General features: G+C 42.1%; 16 protein-coding genes, 1 tRNA gene, 1 other RNA gene and 1 other annotated feature. Of the genes, 5 read left to right on the forward strand and 13 right to left on the reverse strand.

Annotation, left to right across the window (positions count from 1 at the left end):
- Positions 1-269: 269 nt before the first annotated feature.
- From bofA to tadA, 7 genes are all read right to left on the reverse strand, one after another.
- Positions 270-533, reverse strand: coding sequence for a sigma-K factor-processing regulator BofA (gene bofA, locus MOC09_RS19860; protein WP_268362879.1), 264 nt, complete (start codon positions 531-533; stop codon positions 270-272).
- 66 nt (positions 534-599) lie between these two features.
- Entirely contained in the window at positions 600-824 is a 225-nt protein-coding gene (locus tag MOC09_RS19865; RefSeq protein ID WP_268362878.1) for a YaaL family protein, read from the reverse strand.
- 17 nt (positions 825-841) lie between these two features.
- Entirely contained in the window at positions 842-1,438 is a 597-nt protein-coding gene (gene recR, locus MOC09_RS19870) for a recombination protein RecR (RefSeq protein ID WP_268362876.1), read from the reverse strand.
- 14 nt (positions 1,439-1,452) lie between these two features.
- A complete protein-coding gene (locus MOC09_RS19875; RefSeq protein WP_268362874.1) occupies positions 1,453-1,776 on the reverse strand; it encodes a YbaB/EbfC family nucleoid-associated protein in 324 nt (107 codons plus the stop codon).
- A gap of 22 nt (positions 1,777-1,798) precedes the next feature.
- Complete coding sequence (gene dnaX / locus MOC09_RS19880; protein WP_268362873.1) at positions 1,799-3,490, reverse strand: DNA polymerase III subunit gamma/tau; 1,692 nt, start codon at positions 3,488-3,490, stop codon at positions 1,799-1,801.
- A gap of 128 nt (positions 3,491-3,618) precedes the next feature.
- An RNA gene (gene ffs, locus MOC09_RS19885) (signal recognition particle sRNA large type) lies at positions 3,619-3,883 on the reverse strand.
- An 82-nt stretch (positions 3,884-3,965) separates the two neighbouring features.
- Entirely contained in the window at positions 3,966-4,451 is a 486-nt protein-coding gene (tadA, locus tag MOC09_RS19890) for a tRNA adenosine(34) deaminase TadA (RefSeq protein ID WP_268371666.1), read from the reverse strand.
- An 85-nt stretch (positions 4,452-4,536) separates the two neighbouring features.
- On the opposite strand from tadA, the gene MOC09_RS19895 reads away from it, so the two are divergent.
- The 4 genes from MOC09_RS19895 (at position 4,537) to dck (ending at position 7,807) form a co-directional block, all read left to right on the forward strand.
- Positions 4,537-5,082 carry an isochorismatase family cysteine hydrolase gene (locus MOC09_RS19895; RefSeq protein ID WP_268362869.1) on the forward strand — a complete coding sequence of 182 codons (546 nt, stop codon included), beginning with the start codon at positions 4,537-4,539 and terminating at the stop codon, positions 5,080-5,082.
- 69 nt (positions 5,083-5,151) lie between these two features.
- Positions 5,152-6,435, forward strand: coding sequence for a glycoside hydrolase family 18 protein (locus MOC09_RS19900; RefSeq protein ID WP_268362868.1), 1,284 nt, complete (start codon positions 5,152-5,154; stop codon positions 6,433-6,435).
- A 98-nt stretch (positions 6,436-6,533) separates the two neighbouring features.
- Positions 6,534-7,157 carry a deoxyguanosine kinase gene (gene dgk / locus MOC09_RS19905; protein WP_268362866.1) on the forward strand — a complete coding sequence of 208 codons (624 nt, stop codon included), beginning with the start codon at positions 6,534-6,536 and terminating at the stop codon, positions 7,155-7,157.
- Entirely contained in the window at positions 7,154-7,807 is a 654-nt protein-coding gene (gene dck / locus MOC09_RS19910; RefSeq protein WP_268362865.1) for a deoxyadenosine/deoxycytidine kinase, read from the forward strand. Before dgk ends, dck begins: the two co-directional genes overlap by 4 nt.
- Before the next feature lie 111 nt (positions 7,808-7,918).
- Here dck and MOC09_RS19915 read toward each other — a convergent pair.
- The 6 genes from MOC09_RS19915 to guaB form a co-directional block, all read right to left on the reverse strand.
- A tRNA-Ser gene (locus MOC09_RS19915) sits at positions 7,919-8,011 on the reverse strand.
- 135 nt (positions 8,012-8,146) lie between these two features.
- Positions 8,147-9,424, reverse strand: a complete 1,278-nt coding sequence (gene serS, locus MOC09_RS19920; protein ID WP_268371667.1) for a serine--tRNA ligase — start codon at positions 9,422-9,424, stop codon at positions 8,147-8,149.
- 54 nt (positions 9,425-9,478) lie between these two features.
- Positions 9,479-9,691 (reverse strand) — a binding site (T-box leader).
- A 52-nt stretch (positions 9,692-9,743) separates the two neighbouring features.
- Complete coding sequence (pdxT, locus tag MOC09_RS19925) at positions 9,744-10,334, reverse strand: pyridoxal 5'-phosphate synthase glutaminase subunit PdxT (RefSeq protein WP_268362863.1); 591 nt, start codon at positions 10,332-10,334, stop codon at positions 9,744-9,746.
- A gap of 21 nt (positions 10,335-10,355) precedes the next feature.
- Positions 10,356-11,240, reverse strand: a complete 885-nt coding sequence (gene pdxS / locus MOC09_RS19930; RefSeq protein ID WP_268362861.1) for a pyridoxal 5'-phosphate synthase lyase subunit PdxS — start codon at positions 11,238-11,240, stop codon at positions 10,356-10,358.
- A gap of 196 nt (positions 11,241-11,436) precedes the next feature.
- Positions 11,437-12,768 carry a D-alanyl-D-alanine carboxypeptidase gene (gene dacA, locus MOC09_RS19935; RefSeq protein WP_268371668.1) on the reverse strand — a complete coding sequence of 444 codons (1,332 nt, stop codon included), beginning with the start codon at positions 12,766-12,768 and terminating at the stop codon, positions 11,437-11,439.
- A gap of 152 nt (positions 12,769-12,920) precedes the next feature.
- Positions 12,921-14,387 carry an IMP dehydrogenase gene (guaB, locus tag MOC09_RS19940; RefSeq protein WP_268362856.1) on the reverse strand — a complete coding sequence of 489 codons (1,467 nt, stop codon included), beginning with the start codon at positions 14,385-14,387 and terminating at the stop codon, positions 12,921-12,923.
- A gap of 120 nt (positions 14,388-14,507) precedes the next feature.
- Between guaB and MOC09_RS19945 the strand changes: the two genes are divergently transcribed.
- Positions 14,508-15,455, forward strand: a complete 948-nt coding sequence (locus tag MOC09_RS19945) for a YaaC family protein (RefSeq protein ID WP_268362855.1) — start codon at positions 14,508-14,510, stop codon at positions 15,453-15,455.
- Positions 15,456-15,564 lie beyond the last annotated feature (109 nt).

Genomic DNA, 15,564 nt, shown 5'->3' on the forward strand with positions numbered 1-15,564 from the left:
AGCCAGGATCAAACTCTCCGATAAAGTAGTTTGACTGACTACGCACATCGCTGTGCGATTTATAAAAAATGAATTAACAGGTACGTTTTGTCTTGTTTAGTTTTCAAAGAACTTTGTTGCCGCTCTTTAGGCGACTTTATAATCATAACATTTCTGACCGCTGTTGTCAACAACTTTTTTAACATTTCCTTTTCTGAAAAAGCAGTTCGTCATCAGCGACGTATATTAGAATAACACCTTTGGTTTTCAAAGTCAATAGATAAAATCAATTAAATAATAAATTGTTTAATGACAACTAACGCAGCTATTCCGGGTATTCCTAAAGTTCCGCTGATCGCTGTTGTGACAGGATTAATCGGCACGTGAATGCCAAGACTGCCTCCAAACATATTTACACAAACCAGCAGTAAAGCTCCCGCAACAAACTTAACAGCTGTGATGCCAATCCACTTTAAAGGCTTTATAGCTGAACCTGATAAAAAAAGAAGAATAACCAGTCCTAAAATAATCCCTATAATAAAAATAGGCTCCATGAATCTTCTCATCTCCTTTGCTTGTTCTAGTACAAGCTTATGAGAAGATCCAGGAGTTTAGACCACTTACTTCCACCCGCTGATTTTTAAATTTCTCTGCTTCGCTTCCCTCAAGTAAAAAAAATACTTCGCTTCAGCTACTTTTAGTTCGTATAACACTTCAGCAGATGGTTCTAAGCTTTTTTCAACCAGCCTTTTCTGCCTGTTCCACTCTTCCTTTTGCTTAAAAAGCTGCTCGGTTAGTTTTTCATCAAACTCTCTTCTCAATGTTTTCTTGCGAAGAAAACCCATGGATCGTTTTTTCCTCCTTACAATTCACGTCTTCCTTCAAGTGCTTTAGAAAGAGTGACCTCATCCGCATATTCCAAATCACCGCCGACGGGCAGTCCGTGGGCAATACGGGAGAGCTTAATACCAGACGGCTTCAGGAGCCTTGATATATACATCGCCGTTGCTTCCCCTTCTATATTAGGGTTTGTTGCGAGAATCACTTCTGTCACTCGATCATCCTGTAATCGTTTTAACAATTCTGGTATTTTAATATCCTCCGGTCCGATGCCGTCCATTGGAGAAATGGCGCCGTGGAGAACGTGATACTGTCCGTTATATTCCTTCATTTTCTCCATAGCGATAACATCCTTAGGGTCTTGCACAACACAGATAATAGACTTATCCCTGCGTGTATCTTCACATATATAGCAAGGGTCTTGATCTGTAATATGCCCGCAAACTGAACAATATGTCAGGTTGCGTTTCGCATTTACTAATGCTTTCGCAAAATCTAATACCACATCTTCTTTCATACCTAGAACAAAAAAAGCCAGACGAACCGCTGTTTTCGGTCCGATCCCTGGCAATTTCATAAAGCTGTCAATCAGCTTTGATATTGGTTCAGGATATTGCATGTTCTTTTATCCCCCTAGAATAAACCTGGCATGTTCATTCCCTTTGTAAATTGACCCATTGTTTCGTTTGTGATCTCGTCAACCTTTTTTAAAGCTTCATTCGTAGCGGCAAGCACTAAATCTTGAAGCATTTCGATATCTTCTGGATCAACGACGTCTTCTTTGATGATGACATCCAGGATTTCTTTTTGGCCGTTTGCTTTTACTGTAACCATTCCGCCGCCTGCAGTTCCTTCAACAACCTTTTCTGCAAGCTCCTCTTGAGCCTTCGCCATGTCCTTTTGCATTTTTTGCATTTGTTTCATCATTTTTTGCATATTTCCCATTCCGCCACGCATAACATTCACTCTCTTTCTTTTGTTAGTCTTTTATTTCAATTAAATCCGCTCCGACAAGCTTTTTCGCCTCGGCAATAAGCGGGTCTTCTTCAGCCGGTTCATTTGATCCTTCATTTTCCTGCTGATGATCTACTAAAAATTCTTCTCTTATTTTACCCCATTGTGCTTCTGGAACGCCAATCAAATCCATTCTTTTTCCGAGCATTGATTCTAAAATCTGCTCAAGATTCGTTCGGACTCCATTGTTATCCTCGGCGACCATTTTACAATGAATTTCATATTTGAATTTCAAAACAAATGCCGTAGAAGCAGCAGCCACAGGTTCACTGTCATTCAGCAAAGCGGCATGCGATACTTTGTTTTGCTGTTTGAGATGTGCAAGAAGCTTGCCCCAGCTGTTTCTGAGCTGATCAAGATCTGGTCTCGTCGCTTCCTTCAAAATTTCGTGAATTCTGCCTACCGGCGCTTTGTAATTGGATTTACCGCCCTTTGGCGCACGCGGTGTTTCTTTTTTCGGGCTTTCCGCCGTTGCTTGAATACCCGTCGTTTTGAGCCGCTCCACTTCCTGCTCAAGCTGCTGGATTTTTTTCATCAGCATATCGACTTCCGGCAGGTCGGCAGCTGATTGATGAGATGTTTGGCAAATCTTCACCACTGCCACCTCAAAAAAGATACGGGGATGATTTGTCCATTTCATTTCCTGATGGCTTTTGTTCAGAATATCGATCATTTCATATAGTGCCTGTGCCGGAATTTGTTCGCTTAGTTCCCGGAATGTCTCATCAACTTTTACTTTTTCAAGCACTCCTTCTAAGCCGGGGGCTGTTTTATACAGCAGCATATCCCTGAAATAGAAAATCATATCCTCTATCAGCTTAGCTGGATCTTTCCCTTGCTGAAGCAGTTCATTTAATGTTTCCAGTGCGTCAGAAACGTTTTTATCGTGCAAGGATTGTGCAAGCTTCCCTATATATAATTGAGAAACAGCTCCCGTAATCAAAAGCGCATCCTCAACTTTCAGGGCATCGCCGCTGAATGATACGGCCTGATCCAGAAGGCTGAGGGCATCCCTCATCCCTCCGTCCGCAGCACTCGCAATGATATCAAGCGCTCCTTCTTCCACTTGCAGCTGTTCAGCATCAACAATTTTATTCATACGTCCGACAATCGCATGGGATGTAATGCGTTTAAAATCAAAACGCTGACATCTGGAGATAATGGTTAAAGGAATTTTGTGCGGTTCGGTTGTCGCTAAGATGAAAATACAATGCTCAGGCGGCTCTTCTAATGTTTTTAGCAACGCATTAAAGGCACCGATAGAAAGCATATGTACCTCGTCTATGATATATACCTTATATGTGACGGCCGATGGGGCAAACTTCACTTTATCGCGAATGTCACGGATCTCATCAACACCGTTATTAGAAGCGGCATCAATTTCTATGACATCAGATATTGACCCGTTTGTTATCCCTTTACAGGCCGCACATTCATTACATGGCTCATCAACAGGAGCATGTTCACAGTTGACAGCCTTGGCAAATATTTTGGCTGCACTGGTTTTTCCCGTACCCCTTGGCCCGGAAAACAGATAGGCGTGAGAAAACTTTTTTTGCAAAAGGGCATTTTGCAGCGTTTTTGTAATGTGTTCTTGTCCAACCACATCTTCAAAGCGCTGAGGCCTGAATACTCGATATAAAGCTTGGTAACTCACGGGTTTGCCCTCCTCCGTTATTCATCATTCCCATTATACATGAACCTTGTTTCGATTCCAAAAGCTCTTTTACATAACAAAAAACTCACCTAATATTAGGTGAGTCTGAAAATTTGATGATTGATTTACCGTGCACCTTCTGTCGATTCGCTACCCTAAGCGTTACTTAAGCAGTTAGCTCAGCCCAGGCAACCCTGCGGCACATGAGAGGTTTCACTTAATGCTGCTTCCTTCCGGACCTGACATGGTTCATGAATTCCCATTGCGCAGGACCCAAACGTCAACACCACTTGCTTAAGGCAGACCTTAAAGTAAACGAACCTCGAGAAGGGATTCGGCCCCGCTAGAGCGGATTGCAGGTACAGGGCACCGCTACCTCCCCGCTTAGCACGGCAAAATAAATATCAAATTTTATGTCGCATCTATTACGATGCACACTTAAGTATAGCTGTTTCCCCTAAAAATTGCAACCGTACTATTCAGACAAGTTTTTCCTGGCAGCTTTCTTCTTTTTTCTCAGGCTTCTGAAAAACGCACTGAGCATTCCGCCGCATTCTTCTTCAAGCACACCGCTCACCACTTCAGCCTGATGATTAAAGCGCTCCTCCTGAAGAAGGTTCATGAGCGTGCCTGAACAGCCTCCTTTTGGATCAAATGCGCCAAAAACCACTTTTTCCACGCGTGAAAGCACGACGGCACCAGCGCACATCGGACAAGGTTCAAGCGTCACATAAAGAGTCGCACCTTCCAGCCTCCACGTTCCCAGCGCCTTACACGCTTCATCAATCACAAGCATTTCTGCATGGGCGATAGACCGCTGCTCCGTCTCTCTTAAATTATGCGCACGCGCTATGATTTCATCATTGACGACAAGCACGGCACCGATTGGCACTTCACCTTTCTCTTCGGCTTTTTTTGCTTCTTTAATTGCTTCTTTCATATAAAGTTCATCTTGTGTCATAAGGATAAGCTCTCTTTTCAAAGTTTTTTCATTGCCTAAAAAGGCTACATATTAACTATAACTGAAACGGAAAGGAGACTGTCGATTGCCTAAAACAGACACAGCCCTTCTCATTGTAGACATGATCAATAATTTTGAATTTGATATGGGAGAAAGCCTCGCTAAAAAAACAGAAAAAATTGTTCCTCACATTTTATCATTAAAGGAGCATGCGAGACAAAATGACTGGCCGATTATTTACATTAATGATCATTACGGACTTTGGCAAGCTGATATTAAAAATATCCAGCAAGAATGCACAAATGAAAAAAGCAAGGATATCATCAGACAGATAGCGCCTGAAGATGCTGATTATTTTTTAATCAAACCGAAACATTCTGCTTTTTACGAGACAGCACTCCACACTCTCCTTACGGAATTGCAGGTAAAGCACATTATTTTAACAGGCATAGCCGGTAATATATGTGTGCTGTTTACCGCTAATGACGCTTACATGAGAGAATACAGCATTACGATTCCTAAGGATTGCATCGCCTCAAATCGCGACGAAGATAACGAATTTGCCTTGACTATGATGGAGAATGTTCTTTTCGCAGAAATTACAACGGAAGAACAAATTACAGAAAAATAAACATGATCGGCGCTTTTCTTTCATACATTGATAGCGATATGAAAGGAGGCGTTTTTCATTCAAATTTATGTGGTGAAACAAGGCGACACTCTTTCTGCTATCGCTTCACAATACAGAACAACCGTAACTGAGATCACAGAAACGAATGAAATACCGAATCCCGACAGCCTTGTTGTCGGACAAACCATTGTCATTCCAATAGCTGGCCAGTTTTATGATGTTCAACGAGGCGATACCCTGACATCCATCGCACAACAATTCAATACAACGGCAGCCGAGCTTGCCAGGGTTAATCGTATCCAGTTAAATACCGTGCTGCAGATTGGTTTCCGTTTATACATTCCTCCCGTTCCTAAACGCGATATCGAATCAAATGCTTATTTGGAGCCCCGCGGAAATCAAGTCAGCGAAAATCTCCAGCAGGCGGCGAGAGAAGCGTCGCCCTACTTAACGTATCTAGGCGCATTCAGTTTCCAAGCACAGCGTGACGGAACTTTAGTCGCACCGCCTTTAACGAATTTAAGAAGCATTGCAGAAAATCAAAACACGGCTTTGATGATGATTATAACGAACCTAGAAAACCAGGCATTCAGCGATGAACTCGGCCGGATTATTTTGAATGACGATGCTGTGAAACGAAGACTTTTAAATGAAATAGTTGAGAATGCCAGAAGATATGGTTTCTATGATATTCATTTTGACTTTGAATATTTACGGCCTCAGGATAGAGAAGCCTATAATCAATTTCTCCGTGAAGCAAGGGATCTTTTCCATCGAGAAGGCTTAGAAATTTCTACAGCGCTCGCACCAAAAACAAGCGCAACACAGCAGGGCAGATGGTACGAAGCTCATGATTACAGGGCACACGGTCAAATTGTCGACTTCGTTGTTCTCATGACTTATGAATGGGGCTACAGCGGCGGACCTCCTCAAGCTGTTTCTCCAATTGGTCCTGTTCGGGATGTCATCGAATATGCTTTGACAGAAATGCCTGCGAATAAAATTGTCATGGGCCAGAATTTATATGGGTATGACTGGACGCTGCCATTTACAGCTGGCGGAACTCCGGCAAGAGCAATAAGCCCTCAGCAAGCCCTTGTCATTGCCGATCAAAACAATGCAGAAATTCAGTATGACCAAACCGCTCAAGCCCCTTTCTTCCGCTATACTGATGCAGAAAACAGAAGACACGAGGTATGGTTCGAGGACGCCCGCTCGATCCAAGCAAAATTCAATTTGATTAAAGAGCTGAATTTAAGAGGCATCAGCTATTGGAAGCTGGGTCTATCCTTCCCGCAAAACTGGCTGCTTCTGTCTGATCAATTTAATATTGTCAAAAAGACGTTTCGATAATTTGGAAACGTCTTTTTTTCATGGGGGCGCCCAAGGGTTGTGATACAATATGAAGGTCGGTAACTGACGAACGTTTTTCAGAAATAAGGAGGATTCCGATGAAAACAGCCCCTTTTATTGCAATAGAAGGTCCTATCGGGGCAGGAAAAACAACCCTCGCGACGATGCTTTCAGAAGAGCTTGGATTCCCTATGATCAATGAGATTGTTGAGGACAACCCGTACCTCGATAAGTTTTATGACAATATAGAGGAATGGAGCTTCCAGCTTGAGATGTTTTTTCTTTGTCACAGATACAAACAGCTTGAAGACACCAGTGATCACTTTTTAGAAAAGGGACAGCCTGTAATAGCTGATTATCACATTTATAAAAATGTGATTTTCGCGGAACGTACCCTGTCTCAACATCAGCTGGAAAAATATAAAAAGATTTATCACCTGCTAACGGATGATCTGCCAAAGCCGAATGTCATCATTTACATAAAGGCCAGTCTGTCCACTCTGTTGCACCGTATTGAAAAACGCGGGCGCCCTTTTGAGAAAAAAATTGAAACAACCTATTTGGAGCAGCTGATCGCAGATTATGAAGTCGCCATCAGACAGCTGCAGGAAGCAGATCCTGAACTTACCGTGTTAACTATAGATGGTGATTCAAAAGATTTCGTTTTGAATAAGAGCGACTTTGAACGCATTGCCGCCCATGTAAAGGAGCTTATCATATGAAGGAACATCCTATCCCTAAGAATTCAATTATCACAGTAGCAGGTACAGTAGGTGTCGGAAAATCGACTTTAACAAAAGCATTGGCTAAACGGCTTGGATTTAAAACCTCTCTGGAGGAAGTCGATCATAATCCATACTTAGAAAAGTTCTATCATGATTTTGAACGCTGGAGCTTCCACCTGCAAATCTATTTCTTGGCTGAACGATTCAAAGAACAGAAAACGATTTTTGAAGCCGGCGGAGGCTTTGTGCAGGATCGTTCGATTTATGAAGACACAGGAATTTTTGCAAAAATGCACGCGGACAAAGGGACAATGTCAAAGGTTGATTATAAAACCTACACAAGCCTTTTCGAAGCAATGGTGATGACACCGTATTTCCCACACCCAGATGTATTGATCTACCTAGAAGGAGATCTGGAGAACATTTTAAACCGGATTGAGGAACGCGGACGTGAAATGGAGCTTCAGACAAGCCGCTCTTACTGGGAAGAAATGCATACACGCTATGAAAACTGGATAAGCGGTTTTAACGCCTGCCCCGTACTAAAGCTTCGCATTGAGGATTATGATCTGCTGAACGACGAAAGCTCAATTGAGAACATTGTAGATCAAATCGCTTCAGTTATTCATGAAAATCAAAAAAAGTGAATCTCAACTGAGATTCACTTTTTTTCTATAATAAAAAATCCGTTGCACCGAATGCAACGGACAAAACAATCTCCAATATATGCTTGTGTTTCATTAGAATTAAAATCAATATGGCGGAGGAAGAGGGATTCGAACCCCCGCGGGCTTTGACACCCCTGTCGGTTTTCAAGACCGATCCCTTCAGCCGGACTTGGGTATTCCTCCGTATCGACAAGACTTACTATATCATGAATGTTCTTTTGTGGTCAAGCATTTTTATAAACTTTTTTTGTTTTTATAAAAATGTCGTGTTTAAACAGGCAAAAAGACGCACCCTACCAGGCACGCCTTTTTACAATTTTATGGTTTCATTACTTCTCTATTTCCCATATAAGGGCGAAGAACTTTTGGAATTACAACACTTCCGTCTTCTTGCTGATAATTTTCTAAGATAGCAGCAACTGTTCTTCCAACCGCCAGACCTGAACCATTTAGTGTGTGAACATGCTCAGGCTTGCCTTTCGCCTCACGTCTGAAACGAATGTTCGCACGTCTTGCCTGGAACGCTTCGAAGTTGCTGCAAGAAGAGATTTCACGATATGTGTCTTGGCTTGGAATCCAAACTTCGATATCGTATTTTTTCGCAGCCGTAAAACCTAGATCACCCGTACACATGCTCATGACACGGTATGGAAGCTCAAGCAGCTGAAGAACTCGTTCTGCTTGGTTTGTGAGCTTTTCTAATTCTTCATAAGAATCTTCAGGCTTCACAAACTTCACAAGCTCAACTTTATTGAATTGGTGCTGACGGATTAATCCGCGTGTATCACGCCCCGCTGAACCCGCTTCAGAACGGAAGCAGGCACTGAATGCCGCATAGTTAATCGGCAGGCTGTCACCTGAAAGGATTTCATCGCGGTGCATGTTTGTAATCGGTACTTCCGCAGTCGGAATTAAGAAGTAATCTTCTTCTCTGATTTTAAACGCATCCTCTTCAAATTTAGGAAGCTGACCAGTTCCCGTCATGCTGGCGCGGTTTACCATATAAGGCGGGATCACTTCAGTGTAGTTATACTCATCTACATGCAGATCAAGCATAAAGTTATAAAGCGCACGCTCTAGACGAGCACCTAAGCCTTTATAGAACACAAAACGGCTCCCTGTTACTTTTGCAGCACGTTCAAAATCAAGAATCCCCAACTCATCTGCAATATCCCAGTGTGGCTTCGGCTCGTAAGCAAATGCAGGCTTTTCACCCCATTTACGCACTTCAACGTTGTCGTCTTCTGTCTCACCGACAGGGACAGACTCATGCGGAATGTTTGGAATGGAAAGGAGAATGGTATCAAGCTCCGCTTCCACTGTTCTTAATTCTTCATCAAGTTTTTTAATTTCCTCGCCGACCTCACGCATTTCTTTAATGATGTGATCCGCGTCTTTTTTCTCGCGTTTTAGCACAGCCACCTGCTGAGATACTTCATTCCGTTTTCCTTTTAACTCTTCAACTTTGCCGATAAGCTCTCTTCGTCTATCGTCCAGCGCCTCAAACTTATCAAAATCAGTTAAGTCTTCGCCTTTGTGTACAAGCTTTGCTTTAATTTCTTGAAAATTTGCTCTAAGCATTTTCGTATCAAGCATGCGAAACACTCCTTTTTATTGAATTGTCGAAAATAAAAAGAGCCCTCATCCCCATAAAGGGACGAGAGCTCTCGCGTTGCCACCCTGATTGAAAACAAGCTGAAGACTTGTTTTCCACTTTCACACATAACGGTTATCCCGTAAATGCCTACTTATTTCAGCATTTCGCTCAAGGATGGATTCAGACAGCTTCTTTCACCGATTCGCACCAACCATCGGCTCTCTTAGAAAGAGAGGCTTCCTACTAGTTCCTATCAACGCTTTTCGATCTTTATTTGTGCTTATAATGTACTATAAGTTTCCACAGCTTTCAACTGTTTTATACAAGTGCTTTCTTCTTGTATTCCTCAACCATTTGAACAAACAGCTGTGTCACTCGGTGATCCTCTGTCAGCTCTGGATGGAACGAGCAGCCTAACAACTGACCCTGTTTAGCGGCTACAATACGACCATTATGCTCCGAAAGCACTTCAACATCATCACCGGCTTCTAAAATATGCGGCGCACGGATGAATACCCCTGTAAAAGGCTCGTCCAAACCTTTGATATTTAAATCAGCTTCAAAGCTGTCAACCTGCCGGCCAAATGAATTGCGTTCCACAACCACATTCAGAAGACCTAAATGAGGATTATCTGAACCAGCAATTTCTTTTGCTAATATAATTAATCCGGCGCATGTTCCAAACATCGGTTTGCCCTGAGCAGCGAATTCACGAAGCGGCTCCATGAATTGATACGTATCAATCAAACGGCGCATCGTCGTGCTCTCTCCGCCGGGTAAAATCAGTCCGTCAATTTCGTTCAGCTGCTCCGGACGTTTAACGACAAGACCAGCTGCGCCGCATGCTTCAATTGCATGGATATGCTCTCTTACTGCTCCTTGAAGTCCTAGTACTCCTATTGTTAACATGTCAGCAGCGCTCCTATATTCTTACCAGCCGCGTTCTTGCATACGCTGTTCTGGAAGTAAGTTTGAAATTTCAATTCCTTTCATTGCAGTACCAAGCTCTTTAGAAAGCTCAGCGATCAATTTGTAATCCGTGTAGTGAGTTGTTGCTTCCACAATTGCTTTCGCAAATTTAGCAGGGTTGTCCGATTTAAAAATACCGGAACCAACAAATACTCCGTCTGCACCAAGCTGCATCATGAGAGCAGCATCAGCAGGAGTGGCTACGCCGCCAGCAGCAAAGTTAACGACAGGAAGCTTACCGTCTTTTTTAATTTGCAAAAGAAGCTCGTAAGGAGCACCTAGGTTTTTCGCTTCTGTCATGAGTTCATCATTACTCATCGCAACGACTTTGCGTACTTGAGCGTTTACTTTGCGCATATGGCGAACAGCTTCAACGATGTTACCTGTTCCAGGCTCACCTTTCGTGCGAAGCATAGAAGCACCTTCAGCAATACGGCGTGTTGCTTCACCGAGATCACGGCAGCCGCAGACGAAAGGAACTGTGTATTCATTTTTATTTAAATGAAATTCTTCGTCAGCCGGAGTCAGAACTTCACTTTCATCGATATAGTCAACACCCATTGCTTCAAGCACACGCGCTTCGACAATATGTCCGATACGCGCTTTTGCCATTACCGGGATAGATACTGCATTCATTACTTCTTCCACGATTGTAGGGTCAGCCATACGGGCAACTCCTCCAGCTGCGCGAATATCAGCTGGCACACGTTCTAGCGCCATTACAGCGACAGCTCCAGCCTCTTCAGCAATTTTCGCTTGTTCCGCATTGATGACGTCCATGATGACGCCGCCTTTTTGCATTTCTGCCATTCCGCGTTTTACACGTTCAGTACCTGTTTGAGCCATTTCTTGGTCCCCCTAATCAAGGTATAGTTATATGATTTCTAATCCTTATTGTATCCTAGAAATCCAATAATTCATATGGATATATATCATTTTATTCGGTTTTTAGCGCTTTGAAAATCATTTTTTATTAAAAATTGGGTTTTTTCAGTATATTAAGCGAAAGAGCCCTAATATCCATCAGAGCTCTTTCATTTGATTAAAACCAGCCGGTTACCGTATCAACAATGCTTCCCCAAATACCGGCGAAAAATCCGCCGATACTGCGCATTGTCAGAACAAACCAGTTTGCTTTTTCTACATTTTCTTTTGTAACCAGATCTACACCAGACAGATTGCTGTTAAGAAATCCGTAATCCTTTTCATCGCCTGTATATTCTGCAGTCAGTTTCCCGACCTTCGTTCCTTTTTTAACAGGAGCAGTCAGGTTGTCTTTATTCAGAGTGACCTTCGCTTTATAATTCTTTTCTTCACCATTTTTGACAGGTAGAGAGAACGCCTTGTTCGTCACAATGCCTACTTCTTTCTCTTTACCCTTATCAACTGAAATTGTTTTATGGCCTTTCACTTGAGCGCCTTCAGCATAAATTTCTTTCATGGAGAAATTGTCGAATGCATAATCGAGCATTTTTTTCGTTTCATCGAAACGGCCAGTATGTAGGTTGCCCTTTGCGTTTAATACTACAGTAATAACACGCATACCATTGCGTTCAGCTGTTCCTGTGAAGCATGAACCCGCTGAATCAGTAGAACCTGTTTTCAGTCCGTCTACAGTTGCCTTTTTATACTCGCTGACGAGTCCTTTTAGCATGAAGTTCCAGTTTGGCATGTCCATTTCATCGTCGGTGCCTTCTCTGAACTTCATTTTTGCGATGCTGGAAGTCTCCAGAATCTCAGGGTAGTCAGTAATCAAGTGATCCGCAAGAATCGCCATATCCTTGGCAGAAACTTCACTTTCTTCATTTACGCTTGTCCCCTCAGGCTGATGCCCGTGAAGATCTTTGTTTTCAAGACCTGTTGCGTTAACAAATTTGTAATCTGTTAAGCCTAGTTCTTTCGCTTTTGCATTCATTTTTTGAACAAACTTAGTTTCACTGCCCGCAACAACTTCTGCAATCGCGATAGCCGCGGCATTGGCAGAATAAATTGCTGTAGCTTGATATAGTTCTTTTACTGTATATTTCCCGTCTTTCCGAAGAGGAACGTTTGATAAGCTGTTATCTTGGGAAATTTCATACACATAATCATCAGGCGTATAGGTTTGGTCCCATTTCACTTTACCTTCATCAATTGCTTCTAATAACAGATACTCTGTCATCATTTTTGTCATGCTGGCAATTGGCAGTCTCTGATCTGCATTTTTACTGTAAAGAATTTTACCTGAAGAAGCTTCGATCATAATAGCAGCTGATGCATTGATATCAATTGGATCACTGGCTGCTTTTGCTTTTGACATTGGAGCCAGACAAGTGACCGCTAGTGTTAACACAACCAATGACATCAATAGCTGTTTACATTTCTTGATGTTCAATCGTACGACCTCCGTATTTCATTTTCTTCATCTATAATTAATCCGTTAAGGACATTTTCAATGCACAACAGTATAAATTTTATCATAATCAGTATAAAAAAAACAGACAGAGTCAGAGACCCTGTCAAATGTTTTTAATTTGTAACAATTTATTATGAAATTGTATAGTTCGGAGATTCTTTTGTAATCTGTACGTCATGCGGATGGCTTTCGCGAAGTCCTGCGCCAGTCATGCGAATGAACTGAGCTTCTTCTCTTAAAGCACGTAGATCTTTGGACCCGCAATACCCCATACCGGAACGGAGACCGCCGACTAGCTGATAAACAGTTTCTTCAACTGGTCCTTTGTAAGGCGTGCGTCCTTCAATTCCTTCAGGAACGAATTTTTTGTTTTCCTCTTGGAAGTAACGATCTTTACTTCCTTTTTCCATTGCAGCAACTGAGCCCATGCCGCGGTATACTTTAAATCTTCTGCCTTGGTAGATTTCAGTTTCACCAGGGCTTTCAGAGGTACCTGCAAGCAAGCTTCCGAGCATTACAGCATGTCCGCCGGCTGCCAGTGCTTTAGTGATATCGCCAGAGAATTTAATTCCGCCGTCTGCGATGATTGTTTTGCCATGTTTTCTTGCTTCAGTCGCACAATCATAAATTGCTGTAATTTGCGGAACACCGACACCAGCTACAACACGTGTAGTACAAATGGAACCAGGTCCGATCCCGACTTTGACAACATCTGCACCTGCTTCGATGAGCGCTCTTGTTGCTTCAGCTGTTGCCACATTTCCAGCAATAATGTTTAATTCAGGATACGTTTCACGGATTTTTGTGACTGTATTTAAAACACCTTGAGAATGTCCGTGAGCTGTATCAATAACAATCACATCGACATTGGCTTCAACAAGCTTTTTGACGCGAGTCATAGTATCGCCAGTGACACCAACTGCCGCACCAACGATCAGACGGCCGTGGATGTCTTTAGATGAGTTCGGGAACTCAATGACTTTTTCAATGTCCTTAATTGTGATAAGACCTTTTAATTTATTCTGGTCATCAACGAGTGGAAGCTTTTCAATTTTATGTTTCTGCAAAATCTTTTCAGCTTCATCCAGAGTCGTTCCCACAGGTGCAGTAACAAGCTCTTCTTTCGTCATGACATCGCTGATTTTCATTGAGTAGTCAGAAATAAATCGAAGATCACGGTTTGTAATAATCCCGACAAGCTTTTGGTCTTCTTCGTTATTTACAATCGGAACACCGGAAATTCTGTATTTCCCCATCAAATGCTCCGCATCAAATACTTGGTGATCAGGAGTTAAAAAGAAGGGATTTGTGATAACGCCGCGCTCAGAACGCTTTACTTTATCAACTTGTTCAGCCTGCTGTTCAATGGACATATTTTTATGAATGATGCCCAAGCCGCCCTGTCTAGCCATTGCAATCGCCATTGCTGATTCTGTTACAGTGTCCATACCTGCGCTGATGACAGGAATATTCAGCTTTAACGTTTTTGTAAGTTCTACAGATAAATCCACGTCACGCGGAAGTACCTCTGACTTTGCTGGTACAAGCAGCACATCGTCGAACGTTAAGCCTTCTTTTGAAAATTTACTTTCCCACATTAGTAAATCCCCCTCTTTTCGGCAAAATATTATATGTAGATTATCAACTAGCCAAGAGCATGTCAAGGAAGCGGGAAAGAGTTGAAATATTTAGATAACGGAAAGGATTAAGAAATACATATGACATATCATGAGTGGAAAGACTTAGCGCTGTTTTACTCCGTTGAATCAACCCAGAAATTTCTAGAAAAGGTTTATACGTTAAACGGCATCGACGAAGCGAAAAAAAACTCTTTTAAAAACAGTGAACGGTTTATTTACTTCTTAAAGCATGCCGAATCGTTTTATAAACAAGCCTCATATTCCCCCTTGGAGATCAAGCCGATTCTATTATTTTACGGAATGGCACAGCTTATTAAAGCATGTCTCATTACACGTGATCCTCATTATCCAAGCCATACATCGGTACTGGCACATGGGGTAACAACAAGAAAGCGAAAGAAACAGAATTATTGTTTTAGCGATGACGAAGTAAAAATACAACGGAACGGCCTGTGCATCCATTTCATGAAACACTTATTCGGACAATCCGACATAGTAGATGAACGGTACACCATGAAAAAATTATTAATGGCTATTCCAGAACTGAGTAATACTTTTTATTTTCAGCAGAAAGAACGTTTTATGACAAAAGTTAAGAAGGAAAGGGATAGGATTTCTGTGCCAGAGGATGTGGTAATCAATTATAAAATGTCTGATTCAAGATTTGCCGAATATATGTCTCACCATTTTCAATGGTCTTTTGTAAAGAAAAATGAACACGAGCTATTGTTTGATCTTTCACCGAAAGACATGAAGCCATGGACATCAATCAGCCTGTTGTATGATATGGGAAAGAACCAATATTATATTCCTTCACAAAGGGAACAATTTCTAAGACTTCCTGAAATGACAGTGCATTATCTAATTTTGTACAACATAGGGATGATCGCGAGATATGAGACGGAATGGTGGTATGAGTTGTTAACGCAGCATATAAGCGATGATTACGTGCTCATACAGCAGTTTTTATTAGTGACTGAAAACAAATTCCCGAAATATGCTTTACAATTTCTTCTTGAATTTTGACAAACAAAAAACCCAGCTCAATGAGCTGGGTTTACCCTTGCTTGGCGGCGTCCTACTCTCACAGGGGGAAACCCCCGACTACCATCGGCGCTGAAGAGCTTAACTTCCG

This window comes from Bacillus sp. N12A5 (assembly GCF_026790125.1).
Classification (GTDB): domain Bacteria; phylum Bacillota; class Bacilli; order Bacillales; family Bacillaceae; genus Bacillus.

What these genes read in the sequence shown, in the direction of transcription:
- guaB (WP_268362856.1), bottom strand. Translation starts at nt 14,387, where the DNA reads ATGTGGGAAAGTAAATTTTCAAAAGAAGGCTTAACGTTCGACGATGTG.
- dck (WP_268362865.1), top strand. Translation starts at nt 7,154, where the DNA reads ATGAAGGAACATCCTATCCCTAAGAATTCAATTATCACAGTAGCAGGT.
- MOC09_RS19875 (WP_268362874.1), bottom strand. Translation starts at nt 1,776, where the DNA reads ATGCGTGGCGGAATGGGAAATATGCAAAAAATGATGAAACAAATGCAA.
- pdxS (WP_268362861.1), bottom strand. Translation starts at nt 11,240, where the DNA reads ATGGCTCAAACAGGTACTGAACGTGTAAAACGCGGAATGGCAGAAATG.
- pdxT (WP_268362863.1), bottom strand. Translation starts at nt 10,334, where the DNA reads ATGTTAACAATAGGAGTACTAGGACTTCAAGGAGCAGTAAGAGAGCAT.
- MOC09_RS19865 (WP_268362878.1), bottom strand. Translation starts at nt 824, where the DNA reads ATGGGTTTTCTTCGCAAGAAAACATTGAGAAGAGAGTTTGATGAAAAA.
- serS (WP_268371667.1), bottom strand. Translation starts at nt 9,424, where the DNA reads ATGCTTGATACGAAAATGCTTAGAGCAAATTTTCAAGAAATTAAAGCA.
- bofA (WP_268362879.1), bottom strand. Translation starts at nt 533, where the DNA reads ATGGAGCCTATTTTTATTATAGGGATTATTTTAGGACTGGTTATTCTT.
- dgk (WP_268362866.1), top strand. Translation starts at nt 6,534, where the DNA reads ATGAAAACAGCCCCTTTTATTGCAATAGAAGGTCCTATCGGGGCAGGA.
- recR (WP_268362876.1), bottom strand. Translation starts at nt 1,438, where the DNA reads ATGCAATATCCTGAACCAATATCAAAGCTGATTGACAGCTTTATGAAA.
- MOC09_RS19945 (WP_268362855.1), top strand. Translation starts at nt 14,508, where the DNA reads ATGACATATCATGAGTGGAAAGACTTAGCGCTGTTTTACTCCGTTGAA.
- tadA (WP_268371666.1), bottom strand. Translation starts at nt 4,451, where the DNA reads ATGACACAAGATGAACTTTATATGAAAGAAGCAATTAAAGAAGCAAAA.